21 protein-coding genes and 1 other annotated feature are annotated in these 17818 nt (G+C 46.2%); of the genes, 1 reads left to right on the top strand and 20 read right to left on the bottom strand.

All coding sequences use genetic code 11. The annotated features are described in order from the left end of the window. Positions 1 to 114 precede the first annotated feature (114 nt). The 3 genes from AWV70_RS06440 to AWV70_RS06430 form a co-directional block, all read right to left on the bottom strand. Positions 115 to 453 carry a LapA family protein gene (locus AWV70_RS06440; protein WP_060205358.1) on the bottom strand — a complete coding sequence of 113 codons (339 nt, stop codon included), beginning with the start codon at positions 451 to 453 and terminating at the stop codon, positions 115 to 117. A gap of 99 nt (positions 454 to 552) precedes the next feature. After that, complete coding sequence (gene secDF / locus AWV70_RS06435; RefSeq protein ID WP_060205356.1) at positions 553 to 2820, bottom strand: protein translocase subunit SecDF; 2268 nt, start codon at positions 2818 to 2820, stop codon at positions 553 to 555. A 134-nt stretch (positions 2821 to 2954) separates the two neighbouring features. Further along, positions 2955 to 3263 (bottom strand): post-transcriptional regulator, encoded by a 309-nt coding sequence (locus AWV70_RS06430; protein WP_060205354.1) that lies wholly within the window; start codon positions 3261 to 3263, stop codon positions 2955 to 2957. A gap of 96 nt (positions 3264 to 3359) precedes the next feature. Here AWV70_RS06430 and AWV70_RS06425 point away from each other — a divergent pair, with 96 nt between their 5' ends. Continuing rightward, complete coding sequence (locus tag AWV70_RS06425) at positions 3360 to 4877, top strand: putative polysaccharide biosynthesis protein (RefSeq protein ID WP_060205352.1); 1518 nt, start codon at positions 3360 to 3362, stop codon at positions 4875 to 4877. Here the strand turns inward: AWV70_RS06425 and AWV70_RS06420 are convergent. The 17 genes from AWV70_RS06420 to AWV70_RS23775 form a co-directional block, all read right to left on the bottom strand. Then, on the bottom strand, positions 4871 to 5512 hold the full coding sequence (locus tag AWV70_RS06420) for a DUF421 domain-containing protein (protein WP_060205350.1): 642 nt from the start codon (positions 5510 to 5512) through the stop codon (positions 4871 to 4873). The two genes, AWV70_RS06425 and AWV70_RS06420, sit on opposite strands and share 7 nt — an antisense overlap. Positions 5513 to 5631: 119 nt before the next feature. Next, positions 5632 to 5910, bottom strand: coding sequence for a preprotein translocase subunit YajC (yajC, locus tag AWV70_RS06415; RefSeq protein ID WP_235588560.1), 279 nt, complete (start codon positions 5908 to 5910; stop codon positions 5632 to 5634). Positions 5911 to 5948: 38 nt separating this feature from the next. Continuing rightward, positions 5949 to 7088 (bottom strand): tRNA guanosine(34) transglycosylase Tgt, encoded by a 1140-nt coding sequence (gene tgt / locus AWV70_RS06410; RefSeq protein ID WP_060205348.1) that lies wholly within the window; start codon positions 7086 to 7088, stop codon positions 5949 to 5951. 38 nt (positions 7089 to 7126) lie between these two features. Continuing rightward, on the bottom strand, positions 7127 to 8167 hold the full coding sequence (gene queA / locus AWV70_RS06405; protein ID WP_060205345.1) for a tRNA preQ1(34) S-adenosylmethionine ribosyltransferase-isomerase QueA: 1041 nt from the start codon (positions 8165 to 8167) through the stop codon (positions 7127 to 7129). 43 nt (positions 8168 to 8210) lie between these two features. Next, complete coding sequence (gene ruvB / locus AWV70_RS06400) at positions 8211 to 9215, bottom strand: Holliday junction branch migration DNA helicase RuvB (protein ID WP_060205343.1); 1005 nt, start codon at positions 9213 to 9215, stop codon at positions 8211 to 8213. Positions 9216 to 9245: 30 nt separating this feature from the next. After that, positions 9246 to 9851: a Holliday junction branch migration protein RuvA gene (gene ruvA / locus AWV70_RS06395; protein ID WP_060205341.1), complete on the bottom strand. Its 606-nt coding sequence runs from the start codon at positions 9849 to 9851 to the stop codon at positions 9246 to 9248. A gap of 106 nt (positions 9852 to 9957) precedes the next feature. After that, the gene (locus tag AWV70_RS06390) at positions 9958 to 10680 is read right to left on the bottom strand and encodes a YebC/PmpR family DNA-binding transcriptional regulator (protein WP_060205340.1); all 723 of its coding nucleotides are present in this window, start codon (positions 10678 to 10680) and stop codon (positions 9958 to 9960) included. Positions 10681 to 10691: 11 nt separating this feature from the next. Beyond that, positions 10692 to 11561 carry an aminoglycoside phosphotransferase family protein gene (locus AWV70_RS06385; RefSeq protein WP_060205338.1) on the bottom strand — a complete coding sequence of 290 codons (870 nt, stop codon included), beginning with the start codon at positions 11559 to 11561 and terminating at the stop codon, positions 10692 to 10694. 7 nt (positions 11562 to 11568) lie between these two features. Then, on the bottom strand, positions 11569 to 12675 hold the full coding sequence (locus AWV70_RS25065; protein ID WP_060205336.1) for a LysM peptidoglycan-binding domain-containing protein: 1107 nt from the start codon (positions 12673 to 12675) through the stop codon (positions 11569 to 11571). Between the two features lie 174 nt (positions 12676 to 12849). Continuing rightward, a complete protein-coding gene (pheA, locus tag AWV70_RS06375) occupies positions 12850 to 13731 on the bottom strand; it encodes a prephenate dehydratase (protein ID WP_060205334.1) in 882 nt (293 codons plus the stop codon). Positions 13732 to 13773: 42 nt separating this feature from the next. Then, positions 13774 to 14229 (bottom strand): ACT domain-containing protein, encoded by a 456-nt coding sequence (locus AWV70_RS06370; protein ID WP_060205332.1) that lies wholly within the window; start codon positions 14227 to 14229, stop codon positions 13774 to 13776. A gap of 43 nt (positions 14230 to 14272) precedes the next feature. Beyond that, positions 14273 to 15565 (bottom strand): GTPase ObgE, encoded by a 1293-nt coding sequence (gene obgE, locus AWV70_RS06365; RefSeq protein ID WP_060205330.1) that lies wholly within the window; start codon positions 15563 to 15565, stop codon positions 14273 to 14275. Between the two features lie 11 nt (positions 15566 to 15576). Next, complete coding sequence (locus AWV70_RS06360) at positions 15577 to 16095, bottom strand: Spo0B domain-containing protein (RefSeq protein WP_060205329.1); 519 nt, start codon at positions 16093 to 16095, stop codon at positions 15577 to 15579. A 114-nt stretch (positions 16096 to 16209) separates the two neighbouring features. After that, a complete protein-coding gene (gene rpmA / locus AWV70_RS06355) occupies positions 16210 to 16500 on the bottom strand; it encodes a 50S ribosomal protein L27 (protein ID WP_041075331.1) in 291 nt (96 codons plus the stop codon). Positions 16501 to 16512: 12 nt separating this feature from the next. Next, a complete protein-coding gene (locus AWV70_RS06350) occupies positions 16513 to 16839 on the bottom strand; it encodes a ribosomal-processing cysteine protease Prp (RefSeq protein ID WP_060205327.1) in 327 nt (108 codons plus the stop codon). Positions 16840 to 16845: 6 nt separating this feature from the next. Next, entirely contained in the window at positions 16846 to 17154 is a 309-nt protein-coding gene (rplU, locus tag AWV70_RS06345; protein ID WP_060205325.1) for a 50S ribosomal protein L21, read from the bottom strand. Between the two features lie 13 nt (positions 17155 to 17167). Then, positions 17168 to 17241 (bottom strand) — a sequence feature (ribosomal protein L21 leader region). Positions 17242 to 17282: 41 nt separating this feature from the next. Further along, positions 17283 to 17818 (bottom strand): metalloprotease (locus AWV70_RS23775; protein ID WP_060205323.1); only part of this gene is annotated, 536 nt, incomplete at its 5' end.

Raw genomic sequence — 17818 nt, 5'->3', positions numbered from 1 at the left:
ATCCTCTTATGCCCATTATATCTGAAGATGACGGACTCTTAAAGGGGCTATGCCGATTGCCAGCAAATTACTCCTGAATAATTCAGGATATAAAAAACACCCCATGCAGGGTGCTTACGTTTCTCCTTCGACTTTATCCTTATTTATTGCTGGTTCTACCAAGTGTTGCAATGCGGCTATTTCATTTTGCTGAGTTGCAATCGTGATTTCTTTTGCGGTCATTTCCTTTTTCAACTCATTGATATGCCGATTGGCATGGATCGCTCTGAACATGGCGATGAAGCCGCTGATGGCTGCGCCAAGCAGTGCGGTAAAAAGAATGACGAGAATGAGTGGCAGATGCGCTTCGCCAAACAAATAATTCACTTTTACGGATTCAATGTTAAGAATAGCAAAAACGGCAATAATGATGGCGAACAGAATACTGAGAATTAACGACCATTGCATCTTCATCCTTCTCCACCTTCCCTTTTCATCAAAATAAAAACAGGATATACACTTAGGTATACCCTGTTTCGTAGAGGTTTGAAACGTTAGTACAACTGCCAGTCATCAGACTACCGGCTCGTCAGAACCCCATTGTTTTTTCTCTTTATCAACTTTTAACGTTCCTTCTTTATCAAGCTCTTTCTTCTTCAAGTCAAACCAAATTTGAGCTGAGATGAAGATGGATGAATATGTTCCGGCCAGCAATCCGATCAATAACGCGATGGAGAATGGACGGATTGCTTCAGCACCTAAAGCAATCAATGCAACGACGACAAAGATGACTGTCAAGACGGTGTTCACTGAACGGCCCAATGTTTGACGGAGCGATTTGTTGACGATATCCGCCAATTGTTTCGCATCGTTGATTTTGCCTACTTTATGCAAGTTTTCCCTTATCCGGTCGAACGTTACAATCGTATCGTTGATCGAATATCCGACAATCGTCAGTACAGCAGCGATAAACGTGATATCAACTTCAAGTCGCGAAATACTGAACACTGCAACCATGAAGAATGCGTCATGAATCAGACCGATAATAGATGAAACACCCATGCGCCATTCGAAACGGAATGCGACATAAATGATGATTCCTAGCGCAGCGACTAGCAAGGCCTTAAACGCATTGCCCGCGAGTTCTTTACCTACTTTATTGGATACTGTTGAAATGTTCGGGTCTGCACCGTAGTGAGCTTCTAGATCTTTTTTGAACTTATTGACTGTTTCTTGACTAAATTCCTCTTTATATCGAGTAACTCCAATATTGTTCGTATCCCCGGAAATGACGATGTCTGTTGACGGGTGTCCGATTTCCTCAAGAGTGCCAGAGATTTCCTCGGCTGTTAACGGTTTGTCCGATAAAATTTCAACACGTGTACCACCCGCAAAGTCAATACCCAAGTTCAATTTGAAGATCCCGAGAACAATTATTCCGGCAATGATTAATACCATCGAAATGACATAGAACTTCTTACGGGATCGAACAAAGTCAAACCGATCGAATTTCGTTGTAAGATCAAGCGTATCTACATCTTCTTCAGGTGTATGGACCCGGTTTTTCGAAATCCCGAATAAGCCTGTCTTACCATCAAGCATCCCGCTATTGACAAGAAGACCTAACAGTAGACGTGAACCCCAAACAGCGGTCAGGAAGCTGACGAGGATACTGATGATAAGCATTGTTGCAAAGCCTTTGACGGAGCTTGTCCCGAAAATGAAAAGGACGACAGCTGCAAGCAAAGTCGTAATATTGGCATCCAAGATGGCGGTGAATGCAGATTTCGCACCTACCGAGAATGCCGACTTCACCGATTTCCCTACACGCAGTTCTTCTTTAATCCTCTCGTATGTCAGGATATTTGCATCGACCGCCATACCGACACCAAGCATTAGAGCGGCAATACCTGGAAGTGTCAGAACTCCGTTAATGCCTGTAAAGACAGTAAGGATCAGGTAAATATATACAGAAAGCGTAATAATAGCCACAAATCCTGGAATACGATAATAAATCAGCATGAAAATGAAAATCAAAGATATACCAACGATACCGGCAAGAATCGTTTTATCCAACGCTTGCGCTCCAAATTGTGCACCAACAGAAGTAGAATAGATTTCTTCTAGATGGACTGGAAGTGCGCCGGCATTCAAGATGCCTGCCAAATTTTTTGTTTCTTCAACTGTGAAGCTTCCTGAGATTTCAACATTGGATGAGTTAATCACTTGACTTACAAAAGGAGCGGAAATGTATTTTTGTTTTTCCTTCATTCTTTCCTCTTTGTATGAGTCTACGCCCTCTTCAAAGTCCATCCAAATGACCATTACATTTTCAGGTGCTTTTGCTTTAATCTCAGCTGTTACTTCCCCGAACTTATCTGGATCTTTCATCTCAAGCGTAACGACAGGATTTCCATTTTGACCGAAGTTGGCTTTCGCCTTTCCTTCTTTCAAGTCATTTCCGTCCAGCATCAAATTGTCGTCTGCATCCCTGAATGTCAGGTTTGCCTGTGTGGATAATAATTCACGTGCAGTCTCCTGATCTTCCACACCCGCCAATTGCACACGGATCCTGTTATTCGATTCGACTTGGATGACAGGTTCATTTACGCCGAGCACGTCGATACGGTTTCGTAATGCACCCGCTGTGTCAGTGACAATTTCTTCGGTAATTTTTTGCCCTTCTTTAAGCGGCTGGACCTCGTATAGGACTTCGAAGCCCCCTTGCAAATCAAGTCCAAGCCGAACATCTTTTATAATCGGATTTGCCGTAACGCCTATCAAAGATCCCAACATGACGAGCAATAACAGAAACGCTACGATCCTACTTCTCTTTTTCATAAATTAGTTCCCCCTCTGTACGTGGAGCGGTAAGACGATTGCTATGTACAGTTTTTAAGAAAATACAACACTCCAATTATGAAACAGTGAATGGCATCTGTCAAATAGTTGGACATTCATCGAATTAGTGATGATTATTTGCTTTTCGGAGAAAGAAGCAACTGCAACTCATCACTGTTTAAATCTGAGAACCAATTCGATTCCCTTTGCTCCTCGATTTGTGTATACGTCATGAATTCTGCAGGTGTCAATGCCAACACACCATTCACGATCTCATGAATCCGCATTGTTGAAACATTTTTCTTACGCCATTTTTTCCGGATGCAGTACTTCCAAATTTCTTCATTTGTCACCGTAGGATAGCCATAAAGACGGAATTCGTCTCTCTTGCTCTGAATAGCAGGCAAAGCATGTTTGAATATCTGTTCGAACTGTATCGTCACCTTCTCCATCCCTTTCCCGTTCAGTCGTAAATAGACAATCCTTTGCATAGATTTAGTGTATACGAAATGACCGGAATTGAGAAGGAGTTGTTTTTATTGTCCACTTTCATCCGTGGAACTGCCATACTGATGGTTGCCGTTTTCATGTCCAAGCTATTGGGATTCGTCTATCGCATCCAATTCATGCGGGTCGCAGGCGAGGAAGCAGTCGGAATCTATATGACCGCCTATCCCGCTTTTATATTCTTTCTGTCACTCGTCCAGCTTGGCATACCAATTGCAGTTGCGAAAGTGATCGCGGAATTGAAGGTGAAGGGCGAAACTGCAAAGCTTTCCGCTGTCATGAGGACGGCGACATTCATTACAATTTTCACAGGAGCGATCTTCATCCCGCTTTCTATTTTATTCGTCCCGTATTTATCCGAAACACTTTTGGGAAATGCCGCTTCTTCCACAACTTTGTATGTAGGGATTGCCATTATTCCGATTGCTGCTGTATGCGGATTGATCCGCGGGTATTTCCAAGGAATTGTAAGAATCGAGGAAACAGCTTGGTCCCAGATTATCGAACAATTATTTCGGATCGTCTTGATTACGTGGCTATTGCCGATTGTGCTCGTACCCGATAATAATCCGATGAATGCTGCTTATGCAATGGGCATCACATTGCTCGCGGAAGGGCTATCCGCCTTTTACCTTTGGTTCAAATATCACCAGCATAAACGTCGTGACAGAAAGCCGATTGCAAAAAAAGAGAGATACCCGATGGAGCCGCTGCTATCAATTGCGCTACCGTCTTCAGGAAGCAGATTATTCGGTACATTCACTTGGTTCCTGGAGCCGATTATTTTTCTGCGCGCCCTTTCAATGGCTGGGGTAGGTGCAGTGGCAGCCACATCGCTTTATGGAGTAATTTCAGGCGTTCTCATACCTTTGCTGCTCTTCCCTTCGTTCATCCCTTACGCCTTGTCTGTCGTGCTCGTACCGGCTGTGAGCGGAGCCGCCGCCTCAAGCAACAAGAAAAAGCTACAGGAACGGATTCACTTGGCATTGCGTCTTTCTGCGCTTACGGGTGCTTTTGCTGCCGCAGTATTTTATATTCACGGACAGACGCTTGCGGAAAAGCTGTTCCATATTACCGAGGGCGCTTCCTATATGTCGTTGCTGGCTCCGATTTTTTTCTTTTACTATATCCAAAGCCCATTGTATTCCATCTTGCAGGCAACCGGTGATGCGAAGGCCGGAATGATGAATTCGGTGTATGGCGGCATCGCAAAGTTGGGGGTCATGTTCGTATTAGCCTCCCAACCAGGATTGCAAGAGACCGGGGCTGTGCTCGCCATCGGATTCGGGGTGCTCGTCACTTCCTTCCTTCATATCGCGACTTTGCGAAAAAACAAAGCCGCAGCAGCCGGGTTCACAATGTTTGCTCTACCTTATGTATCCTTCATCCTAACAGCGGTCATACGGCCTATCTTCATACCAATCGGCCATTTTGGACTGTTGACGGAATGCATCATTACAACTGTTTTCCTTCTCGTCATCCTGTTGCTTTTCGGGCAAGTGAAGAAAAACGATGTGCTAATGCTTAAAAGGCTGACGAAAATTTACTGAAAGTCCTTCTTGAGTTGGAAATACAGTTCTCCTTTTTCGAATGAACAATAAAAGACTTGTGTAACATCATTCACACCTAGTTCTTTCAACTCTCGAACGAGCCAATCTTCGGTTTTCTCGACCATATGAACGTGGCGGCTTTGGATGACGCCGTCAGAAATGAGGGCAAGGACCGGCTGAGTGTTTTCATACGTGAAAACAGACAGATTTCCAGAAGGTTCCAGATAGGCGTAGGACACATCGCGCACCGAGCCGATTTGCTGCTCCCGCAACTGTTGGAATAGATCGTCCAAATTATATCGCTGTTTTCTCATTTGCTCTTCTTGGATAACGCCATCTTGAATAATCAAAGTTGGGTCTCCATCGACAATGTCCCTGAATTTTTTGCTCTTTAATGAAAGAAGAGATGTCAATAACTGGATTACCAGCAGAAGCAGCACGGGGAAAATGGAGTGGCTCAACTTTTTATCGGGCGATTCCAATCCAACCGCTACAACCTCCGCCATAATGACAAAGACAACGACATCGATGACACTCAATTCGCCAACTTCCCGTTTTCCCATCAGCCGGAGAATGATCAAGATGAACACATATAACAAAATTGTCCGAAATCCGATGATTAGAAGATCATTCATTCAATATCCCTCCTCCTCAGGAAAGCATGCCTTTTCCCGATCAGGAATATACCAAAATGAAAAAGAGGTGGTCTCACAGTTGTAACACTGTGGAACCACCTCTTTGAACATAGACTCGATTAAGATGCGCTCGCATCGACAACTCGGCCGACAGCTTGTCTATCGAATTGCAAAGTTGTGCCATCTGCGACTTTCAAAAATACAGAAGTGTCGTCGACTGCATCGATAACACCGTGTAGACCGCCGATTGTAATGACTTTATCGCCACGCTTCAGACTCTCTTGCATCTGCTTTGTCTGTTTTTGCCTTTTTTGCGCTGGTCGAATCAATAGGAACCACATGATTGCGAACATTGCAATAATCGGAAGCAACGTACCGAGCATACTACCATCATTCATTCTATTCCCCCCTCTTCTCTCGGTTCATTATACAAGATTCAAAAGTTTTTTGCATTTGGTTTGTTAAAACCGTATTGTTCAAAAAATTCCTCGCGGAAATCGCCGAGCCTGTCATTGCGGATCGCTTCCCTGATCTGTTCCATTAAACGTAATAGGAAGTGCAGATTATGATAGGACGTCAAACGGATGCCGAATGTTTCATTTGCACGGATTAAATGGCGGATATACGCTCTGCTGTAGTTTTTGCACGCATAGCAATCGCAATTCGGATCCAATGGTCCGAAATCCCGCTCGTATTTTGCATTTTTCACGACGAGGCGCCCTTCGCTCGTCATTAATGTCCCGTTTCTTGCAATTCGCGTCGGCAATACGCAGTCAAACATATCCACTCCGCGGATCGCACCGTCGATTAAGGAATCTGGTGAACCGACACCCATCAAATAACGCGGTTTGTTTTCCGGCAATAATGGCGTCGTAAATTCAAGGGCACGATTCATGACATCTTTTGGCTCACCGACAGATAACCCGCCGATTGCATATCCTGGGAAATCGAGTGAAACAAGGTCTTTCGCGCTTTGTTTGCGCAGCTCCTCGAATTCACCGCCTTGGACGATTCCGAAAAGCCCTTGATCCTCTGGACGGGCATGGGCTTTCAAGCAACGCTCCGCCCATCTTGAAGTCCGCTCGACACTCGCCTTCATATATTCGAAAGTCGCAGGATACGGAGGACATTCATCGAATGCCATCATTATGTCCGAGCCGAGGTCATTTTGAATTTCCATCGCTTTTTCGGGGCTTAGGAAAAGCTTGCTGCCGTTCAAGTGATGACGGAAATGGACGCCCTCCTCTTCGATTTTCCGGAATTCACTTAATGAAAACACTTGGAAACCGCCTGAATCCGTCAAAATCGGCCGATCCCAGTTCATGAATTTGTGGAGTCCACCTGCTTCTTTAATGATATCATTTCCCGGACGTAGCCAAAGATGATACGTGTTGCCCAGGATGATGCCTGCACCCATCTCCTTCAATTCCTCCGGAGACATCGTTTTTACCGTTGCTTGCGTTCCGACTGGCATGAATGCCGGCGTCTCAAAAGAACCATGCGGCGTATGTACGATGCCGAGTCTGGCTCCTGTCTGCTTGCATGTTTTTATATGTTCGTAAGTAATTGCTGCCATTTGTTTTGTTCCTTTCTATTTTGAGGATTCATACCTCTTTACTTTTTGTGAGGCTTGATGAACATTGCGTCCCCGAAACTAAAGAAACGATATTTCTCCTTCACTGCCTCTTTATAGGCTGCCAGTACATTTTCCCGCGATACAAGTGCGGAAATCATCATGATTAATGTCGATTTCGGCAAATGGAAGTTCGTCAACATGCCGTCAAGTATACTGAACTGGTACCCCGGATAGATGAAGATAGATGTCCACCCGCTTGTCGGGACGATCTTCCCATCATTCTGCGAAGCGATCGTCTCAAGCGTCCGGGCTGAAGTTGTGCCGACCGCAATGACGTTCCCACCTCTCGCTTTTGCTTCGTTGATTGCACTGGCTGCCTGTTCAGTCACGTGATAATACTCTGAGTGCATTGTATGGTCTTCTATCGAATCAACGCTGACCGGACGGAAGGTGCCTAATCCGACATGCAAAGTGATGAACTCGACACCGACACCCTTGTTTTTGATTTCCTGAAGGATTTCTTCGGTGAAATGAAGACCCGCGGTAGGTGCCGCGGCTGAGCCTCTTTCTTTTGCAAAGACGGTTTGATAACGAGATTGGTCATCAAGTTTCTCTGTAATATAAGGCGGGAGGGGCATCTGCCCGAGGGAATCCAATATTTCATAGAAAATACCCTCATAGCGGAATTTGAATATCCTTCCGCCTTGCTCGAGGATTTCAGTGCATTCTGCTTTCAATCTGCCGTCTCCGAACGTTACGACAGTTCCGACCTTCACCCGCTTCGCAGGCTTCACGAGCGTCTCCCATTCGTCCGGGCCAGTCTCTTTCAGCAGAAGCACTTCAATCGATGCTCCGGTATCCTCCTTGGTGCCGATCAAACGGGCAGGCAGTACGCGTGTGTCATTCAAGACAATGACGTCTCCATCTTGCAGCTCTTCCACGATTTGACGGAACTGGCGATGCTTGACGTCTCCCGTCACTTTATCCAAAACCATCAACCTGCTCGCAGTTCGATCTGTAAGAGGTGTTTGTGCAATGAGACTTTCCGGCAATTCAAAATCAAAATCATTTACATCCATAATGCGGGTGAACTCCTTCTATTCCAGTATTGAACAACTTGTATTACGTAAGTGAGTCGGGCACCGCGTACCCGAAATGGTCATATGCAAGCCTGGTGGCAATTCTGCCGCGTGGTGTTCTTTGTAAGAAACCGATCTGTAGCAAGTATGGCTCATAGACATCCTCGATTGTTATGGACTCTTCACCAATGCTTGCAGCAATCGTGTCAATTCCGACCGGCCCGCCACGGAACCGTTCAATCATGCTGACGAGCAATTTATGGTCAATGTGATCAAGACCGTGCGAATCGACTTGCAGCATTTCAAGCGCTTCTTTTGCGATATCCATAGTAATGTTGCCGTCCCCGCGCACTTGAGCGTAATCCCGCACCCTGCGCAGGAGGCGATTGGCGATCCGTGGCGTTCCTCTCGAACGCCTTGCGATTTCAACAGCCGCATTTGCGTCTATGCCGACATCGAATAGGCTTGCGCTTCTGATGACAATTTCCTTCAATGGGCCTTCGCTGTAATACTCAAGGCGGAGCGGCACACCAAAACGGTCACGGAGCGGAGCGGACAAAGAACCTGCCCTCGTCGTTGCGCCGATCAACGTGAATGGCGGAAGGTCAAGTCGAATCGATTTGGCGGAAGGTCCTTTTCCGACAACGATGTCGAGACAAAAGTCTTCCATCGCCGGATAGAGCACTTCCTCGATCGACCGGTTCAACCGATGGATTTCATCGATGAACAGGACGTCGCCTGGTTCCAAAGATGAAACGACGGCAGCCAGGTCCCCCGGCCGCTCGATAGCCGGCCCGCTCGTCATTTTCACATTGACGCCCATTTCGTTTGCGATGACGGTTGCAAGCGTCGTTTTCCCAAGACCAGGCGGACCGTACAAAAGAACATGATCTAAGCTTTCACTTCTGCCTTTTGCAGCTTGGATGAAAATTCCGAGATTATCTTTCACGGTTTCCTGCCCAATATATTGCTGCAATGTTTGCGGTCGCAAAGATTGTTCGAAGCTGTCGTCATAATTGGATTGTTCACTTGAAATGACCCTTTCCATGCCTACCGCTCCTCCTTTCTTTGTGTATTATTATTTATGTTTCAACAGCAAGCGCAATGCGAGCTTCATATAACCTTCCGTATCCAAGTCTTCCTTCTGCATATCCGTTTTCACTTTGGCCAATTCACGCTGTGAATAGCCAAGCGCTTGCAAGGCGAGGATGGCTTCTTCCAAAGCGCCGTTCTCCGCCATGGAAAGAAGGGTTACATCCGCATCCGGCATTTCGATTTCCGTGAATAGATCTCCAAGCTTCCCTTTCAGGTCAAGGATCATTTGACGGGCAGTCTTTTTCCCGACTCCCGGAAATTGTACTAGGAATGCTTCATCTTCCCTTTCGATTGCGCCGATCACTTGTGAAGGGATGCCGCTTGCCAATATGGCAAGAGCACCTTTAGGACCTATTCCGGAAACTGTAATGAGCTTCTTGAACAATTCACGCTGTTCAAGTGACTTGAATCCGAGTAACCATTGCATATCTTCACGGACATGCAAATAAGTGAACACTTGCTGGATTTCTTCCGTCTGATGGAATGCATATGGATTGGGCGTCATGATCTGCCAGCCAATGCCGCATTGTTCAAGCGTTATGTATTCGGGTGTCACCCGTGTGATGATTCCTTTAATATAATCGTACAAACCATTCTCCCCCTAAAGTATCGAAACTATTATAGCATACGAACGGGTTTTCTACCTATCGATGTGGATGTCTTCACCCATTAAAAAAAGCCGCTGATGAGGCGGCTCATTCACTTGCGTTATGATAAATATTTTGTACATCATCATCGTCTTCCAATGCATCAATCATTTTTTCGAAATGGTCGGCGAGTTCTCCTTGCAATTCAGTATAGATTGTCGGGATCATTTCCACTTCTGCTGAGATGAATTCAATACCTTCATCTTCTAGCGCTTCCTTCGTTTCCATGAAGGCGGATGGGTCTGTGATGATTTCGAAGCCGTCTTCCGTCGACTCGATATCCTCAGCTCCCGCTTCCAATGCGGCAAGCATGATCATTTCTTCATCAGTTTCCTCCGTACGCTCAACGAACAGGCGTCCCTTTCGGTTGAAAAGATAGGCGACTGATCCGCTTTCTCCTAAACTGCCACCGTTTTTATTGAAAGCTACACGAATATTCGGCCCTGTCCTGTTTCGGTTCTCTGTCAGACATTGTACGAGAACCGCAACTCCTCCAGGTCCATATCCTTCATAGACGACTTCCTCATAGTTTTCATCCGCACCTGCGCCAGTCGCTTTATCGATAGCTCTTTTAATGACATCATTCGGCACGTTGAAGCCTTTTGATTTCTCGATTGCAAGACGGAGTGCGGGGTTCATGTCAGGGTCTCCTCCACCCGATTTTGCAGCAACATAGAGTTCCCTAGACATCTTCTGAAAGATTTTCCCTCGTTTCGCGTCTTGCGCGCCTTTACGGTTTTGGATATTTTTCCACTTTGAATGGCCAGCCATTATGCATCCTCCTACTTCATGTTCCGTTCTACATCATACCATAACTTCGGCCATGAAGAGAGGGCATATTCCGTAAAGGGAATGAGTTTCCTTGAGAGACTTTCCTGTTTCGCTTTCGGCATGCTCAAAAGGTGCAACCATTCCCTCAGCATTTCATTCGGGTAAAGGAGCATGGATATCGAAGCATCATCCAAATCGCTTAAAGACGACTGCTCTGCCAACAGGAAATCCAAATGGTAGCCGACATTCGGCAAGACGCGATGCATCCAAAGCGCCAATTCGGTTCCCGGAGGTCCTGTGCACGCAAGGTCAAAGTCGATGAAACGGATCAGCCCATTTCCGTCACGAAGAATATTGTGATGGACCACATCTCCATGCAAGAGCGTATGACCTGAAAGTTTCCGGTAATTCTTCTTCAATATGAGAAGGGCTTCCTCCCCATACATAATGATTTCATCAATCGCCTGTTTTCTTATGAACTTTTCGCACACTTCGCGATTATCGATGAATCGGTCCAATCTATCGCGCCATTTATCCAGCAGTTGATATCTATGCAAATGCGGGGAGGCGTCCCAATCAATCTGCTCCTTCGTTCTGTGTAATGCTTGAAGAGCCGATAAAGAGTCGGTCCGATCGATCCTTCGTCTGAAGTTGACGGGTTTTGTCCCTTCAATCCATGGCTGCATGATGAATAACGGATCCTCCGTGGGAATGATCGGAACGATATTCGGAAATCGGATTGCATGCAGTTGCCGATGTACGTATTCTACTTTCACAGCGGTCGACTGGGACGTATACCTTTTCAGCGAATAAGCCGCTTCCCCTTCCACCATCTTCCAGACATTCTTTTTTACTTTCCGAATATCCTTTTCCAGCGCCATACGCCGGTCAGCAACCGCACCCGTAATTGTCCATTGGGTTGAATGGCTGCATTTGCATTGGATTCATCGGCATCGGGTGCATCTGCGCAGGTTGCATTTGCATCGGTTGCATGAAATTCGGATGCATCCCCATAGGCGCCATGCCATAGAATCCTTGAGAATGGCAGCCACAACCACAATGATGAGGCTGATGCATCGGCTGGCATGGATAACCGAATACGAATGGTTGCTGTGGCTGCATCATCATCCCATATGGATTTTGGAATTCAGGTGAAACCATTTGAGGTACATACCCCTGCTCTGGCGGGCAATGCACGAAGTGTTCCGGAGATTCATGCTGCACCATCGGAGACTCCATCAATTCCCACCCTCTGATCGGATATGGTGGCGAAGCTCCTTCCCCTCTTCCTGGGTAAATCGGCGATTCATCGAACTCATCCAACTCTTCGGTCATATCGATCGAAGGCGGCCTCACACCAAGTTGCGCCGGCGGCATCGGCACTTCCACCGATGGCATGACTTGCTGCGGCGTGACTGGTGCCGGTATTTGTTGAGTAAAGCTCGGTAACGTCATCGGAACGCAATCCGCGTCATAAATTGGCATCCATCCGCAAGGTACCGGCATGATCGGTTGGTAAAATTGCGGCATTTGCATTGGCGGCACCGGGACAGGAGGCGGCATCTGCGGTACTGAAGGTACAGATGGCAAAGGTTGAACAGGCTTTTCAGCTGGCGGTGTTGTTGCGGCAGGCGGCTTTTGAATAGGAGCACTTGGAACTGGCGGCTTCGGCACGGATGGCGGTTTCGGCTTTTCAACTTGCGGTTTTTCCTGCGGCAATGGGATCGGTTCCTTTGGTTTGCTCGGCTTTTCCATTGCAGGAGGCGTAGGTGGCACGACTTGCTGAGGCTTCACTTTTTCCGGCATCTTTTCCTTGCCCTTCTCACTTGGCAGAGGCGTCGCTTTCTTCTTAGGCAAGAAAATCTTCATACCGGGAACGATATAATCCGGGTTCGCCAAATGGGCATTCACCCTTTTCAATTCTTCAAAAGGGATACCGTACTGTCGTGCAATTTTCCACAACGTATCCCCTTTTACAACAATATGGACATCCACTAACAAAATCCCCCTTCCATCAATCCATCGTATGAACGAACGCCCGTCTATGTGACGCAAATTTGAGAAAGGCGCCCTCTCTCTTAGTATGTATATTGTAGAAAAGGCTGTATTATTCATTCGAAAAATTGATGTCCAGCCAATTGCTTTCACGAAAAAACCTTCACACTGAAATTAGCGTGAAGGTTTTTGTTCATAACTGAAATAAGAGCCGAAAGATCGTACCGTAACGTTGAGCGCGGCTAGCTCCTCAAGTGCGCCTTTCATCATCGGATGCTCTTCGCTTTCCATTACATCAATAATGAAAAAATAATTTCCCAATCCAGTTTTCATCGGCCTGGATTCGATTTTGCTTAAATTTAGCTTCCGCCATGCAAAAACGGATAGTATTTGATGAAGCACACCTGAACGGTCGTCTTCCGGAAGCTTGACCATGAAAGTCGTTTTTGGGAATTCCGTATGACCATGCGTTTCCAATTTGCCTTTACGTAATGACAAGACAACAAATCTTGTATGGTTGAAGTGAAAATCATGGATATTCTGTTCTGCGATATGTAAGCCGTATTTTTCAGCAGCTAGACTGTTTCCGATTGCGGCAATGCATAGTTCCGGATTTTCGGATATATATTTTGCAGCTGCTGCAGTCGATGTGGTCTGGATCAACGGTGTACGGCGATAATGATATTGCAAATATTTATGACACTGTGCAAGTGCATGCGGATGGGAACGGACCGATTCGAGCTGTTCCAAAGCATCCTTCCATTTTTCATTCACCATCATATGCTGTTCAATCGGTATCGAAATTTCCGCGTTGATGAACAGCTCGCTTCCATGGAACAGATAATCGATCGTCATCGGCACGGAGCCTTCCAATGCATTTTCAAGCGGTACAATCGCATATGCGACATGTCCTTCCGTTACGGCCTCAATACAATCAGGTATTGTCGGTTGAGACACCAAGCCTTCTGTTCCAAAAAGGTGAGTTGCCGCAACATGAGTAAATGATGCTTCAGGTCCCAAGTAGGCGACCGTCGGCTTGTAATCCTGTTCGCTCATCCCAGTTTCCTCCATTTGCTTGCTCTCTGTTATTTCTATTATTTATAGGGCACCCGAGCTGATCAAATGGACGGAGTCGATGAAATTCGGAGCTTTCAATTTCTGCATGAACTCCTCCATTTTGATCGGCATCTCGGTAACATCAAGCGATAATGTGATATTTGCACGACCTTGCACCGGAATCGTCTGGTGAATCGTCAACACATTGCATTTCGCTTCTGATATGAGCCGAAGAATCGTCGCCAGCGAGCCTTTCCGATCTTCCAGCTGAATGAAAATCGTCAAGACGCGTTCTCTGGCGATCGATTCGAATGGGTAGACGGTATCCTTATATTTGTAATAAGCGCTACGGGACAGCCCCACCCGCTTTGTTGCTTCTTGGATTGTCCTTTCCTCTCCACTCGCCAGAAGCCTTTTCGCCTCAAGCATTTTCAACATCGATTCCGTAAGTACATCTTCCCTTACAAGATAAAACTGCCCTTCCCCCAATGGCTTCATTTCATGCCTCCTTGCAACAATTCATAAATACCACAAAATAAACTTATTCAAGGAATTCAAATTCGAAGTCAAGAATTCTCACTGTATCGCCATCTTTAGCTCCTCGTTCGCGAAGCGCATCGTCGACACCCATTCCACGCATTTGTCGCGCAAATTTACGAACGGATTGATCGAAATTGAAGTCGGTCATTTTGAATAACCGTTCGAGCGTATATCCAGAAAGGACAAAAGCACCGTCGTCATCGCGGGTAATCTTGAAGTCTTCAGCTTCGGCTTCGTGCTTATAAAGAACAGATCGGTTTTCATCCTCTTCTTCGATTTCATGCATCGGAAACTCCGGCGTCGTTTCAAGCAAGTCTGCAACAGCAAACAACAGCTGATCCAAGCCTTCGCGTGTGATTGCAGAAATCGGGAAAACTAATGCCGCTTCATCATTCAGTTTCTCTTTGAACTGCTTCAGATTCTCTTCAGCATCCGGCATGTCCATTTTATTTGCAACGATGATTTGCGGGCGCTCCATCAAGCGAAGATTGTATTTCTCGAGTTCTTCATTGATTGTGATGAAATCCTCATATGGATCCCGTCCTTCCAATCCGGACATATCGACGACGTGGATGATAACCCTTGTCCGTTCGATATGACGCAGAAACTGATGGCCAAGTCCGACACCTTCATGCGCTCCTTCAATAAGTCCCGGCAAATCGGCGAGAACGAATGTCCTACCGCCTTCCAGCTCAACCATCCCCAGATTCGGCACAAGCGTTGTAAAATGGTAATCGGCGATTTTCGGTTTCGCAGCTGAAACGACAGATAATAATGTCGACTTGCCCACGCTTGGGAAACCGACAAGACCTGCATCAGCAAGCACTTTCAATTCAAGTGTGATTTCCCGCTCGACACCTGGCTCTCCTTTTTCCGAAAGCTCAGGGGCCGGGTTTTGTGGTGTTGCAAAACGTGAATTTCCACGCCCTCCTCGTCCGCCTTTAGCGATGACAGCCGTCTGTCCATGCTCTACAAGGTCAGCGATGATCGTGCCGCTCTCGACGTCCTTGACAATTGTACCCGGTGGAACTTTGACGACCATGTCCTCGCCGCCTTTGCCGTGCTTGTTTTTACTGCCTCCGTGCTCTCCGCGCGGGGCTTTGAAATGGCGTTGGTAGCGGAAGTCCATTAGCGTCCGCAAGCCTTCGTCGACGATGAAAACGACATCGCCACCTTTTCCGCCATCTCCTCCGGCAGGGCCTCCGTAAGCAATATACTTCTCGCGGCGGAATGCAACCATTCCATCTCCGCCATTGCCGCCTTTTACATAAACTTTAACGTGATCGACAAACATGTATTTTCCTCCTATCGTCCACTAATGGTGAACGTCCATTCCTTTTCCCGCAGAACTCCACTCACTTCAAACCCGCCATCCGATTGCGGCAATTCGAGCGTTCCGACGAGAGTTCCTTCGATTATCAATTGAATTGACCATTGATCCTCAGTAGCTTTGACTGCTATATGAATGATATATTCATCCATCGGATCTACCGCTTCTTCAAGAATATCGATTAATCGTTCCAAATAATCGGCGATCTTCTCGTCATTTGTGGTTCGGTTCCCGGCTATGATGTTACAGTGCAGTTTTTTCGAGAACGTAGTATGTCTCCATTCGAATGTGCTAAGCCAGATTTCCGTTTTCGGCAAGCGAAGCTTTTCAAGCATGGATTCATGACGCATCCGCTCCGTTGCTTCCAGCAGCGTCCTTCTTGCCTCAGGCATTTTCCCAAGATCCATATATAATAACATTAATTGCAGTTCATTTAAAAAATCATGGCGTGCAAACTTCAATGCTTTTCCAATCGTCAGGTTTTCCGATTCCATCTTCTCACCGCCAACTGTTTCATATAATACAGTATAGCATCCCTTTCGCAAAATTCGTCAAAAATAAAAAGGACTGCACGGTAAAATGCAGTCCTTTCAATGTTAGTGATAACATTAAGCTTCTTGAGCTACAGGGTACACGCTCACTTTTTTCTTGTCGCGACCAAAACGTTCAAAACGAACTACGCCGTCAACTTTCGCAAAAAGTGTATCGTCCCCGCCGCGGCCAACGTTTTCACCTGGGTGAATTTTTGTTCCGCGTTGGCGATAAAGGATAGAGCCGCCGGAAACGAATTGTCCATCAGCACGCTTAGCGCCAAGACGTTTCGATTCAGAGTCACGACCGTTCTTTGTAGAACCTACCCCTTTTTTCGATGCGAAAAACTGGAGATCCAAACGTAACATCAGTGCCACCTCCTATCGGTTGAAAATAAGTTTTATATGTTGCCCGTAATCTTGTTCAATCGTCTGTAATGAAACAATCATCGCCTTTACGATCAATTGGATGTCATCGTCTTTCTCCGTTTCCGGGAAAACCACTTTCAAATAACCTCCATCGGATCCTTGCTGGATATGAGGGGTTACGCCAGTGAGTGCAATGACAGCATTGACGGCTCCGAATGAAACCGCGGATGCGCCTGCACAGACGAGGTCTTTTCCTTTTTCCGCAAAATCGGCATGGCCTTTCATCTCAAAAGAGCTGATGCGGCCGGATGGTTGTTCATTAATCATGATTTTGATCATGCCGGCTTACGCGTTGATGCCTTCGATGACAACTTTTGTGTATGGCTGACGATGACCTTGCTTTTTGTGGTAGTTCTTTTTCGGCTTGTATTTGAATACAGTGATTTTCTTAGCGCGGCCTTGTTTAACGATCTTAGCCGTTACAGAAGCACCTTCCACGAATGGAGCGCCAACTTTCACGTCTTCTCCACCAACGAATAGAACTTTGTCGAATGTTACAGTTTCCTCAGCTTCGCCGACTACTTTCTCGATGTAGACTTCTTGGCCTTGTTCGACTTTGATTTGTTTTCCACCAGTTTCAATGATTGCGTACATACTTGCACCTCCTCAATAGACTCAGACTCGCCTTCAAAGGTGGTCCTAACGGACGCTTGTACCTTGTCAGTGCGGTTGTAGCACAGGTGCGCTACAAACAATAACATTAAAATATTACCATGCGCAATCTATGGCGTCAACTGTTTTCTTTTTAATCGCTCATAGGCCTGTTCATATTTACGGAATTTGAATGTTGATATATTTTGGATCAATAAAAATAGGGCAAGTGCTAAAAAAAGGGCTGTCTCTGGAAGTCCAGGTAGGAGCAATAGGCTAACAGCTACTAAAACGGATATCGAATAAATGAGGAATGCGGATCTCACTTTAAATTTCTTCTCTTCCGTCTCTAGCATGGCACTGATGGCCTGTCCACCGTCAAGCGGCAAAATAGGCAATAGATTCAGCCCAAGGATCACCAGTTGAATACGCATGAATTGTCCATCGCCAGGAAGGTCAAAAAGCATCGATAGGAAGAGGAGAATCGCCGTCGCCGCAGGTCCCCCGATGGCAACGTAAATTCTTTGTCTTTTCCCGTAAGCATGACGGTCAGGTATGCGAAGTTCTCCTCCGTAGGGCATGATCGTGCATGACCTAACCTTCATGCCTGACATTTTTGCAGCGAAAATATGACCTGCCTCATGGAAGAGAAGTGAAATAAAAACAA

Origin of the sequence: Sporosarcina koreensis (genome assembly GCF_001531445.1) — a bacterium.
In the GTDB taxonomy this organism is placed as follows: domain Bacteria; phylum Bacillota; class Bacilli; order Bacillales_A; family Planococcaceae; genus Sporosarcina; species Sporosarcina koreensis_C.
Note: the sequence above shows the minus strand (reverse complement) of the source record. Positions and strands in the feature narration are given on the sequence as shown.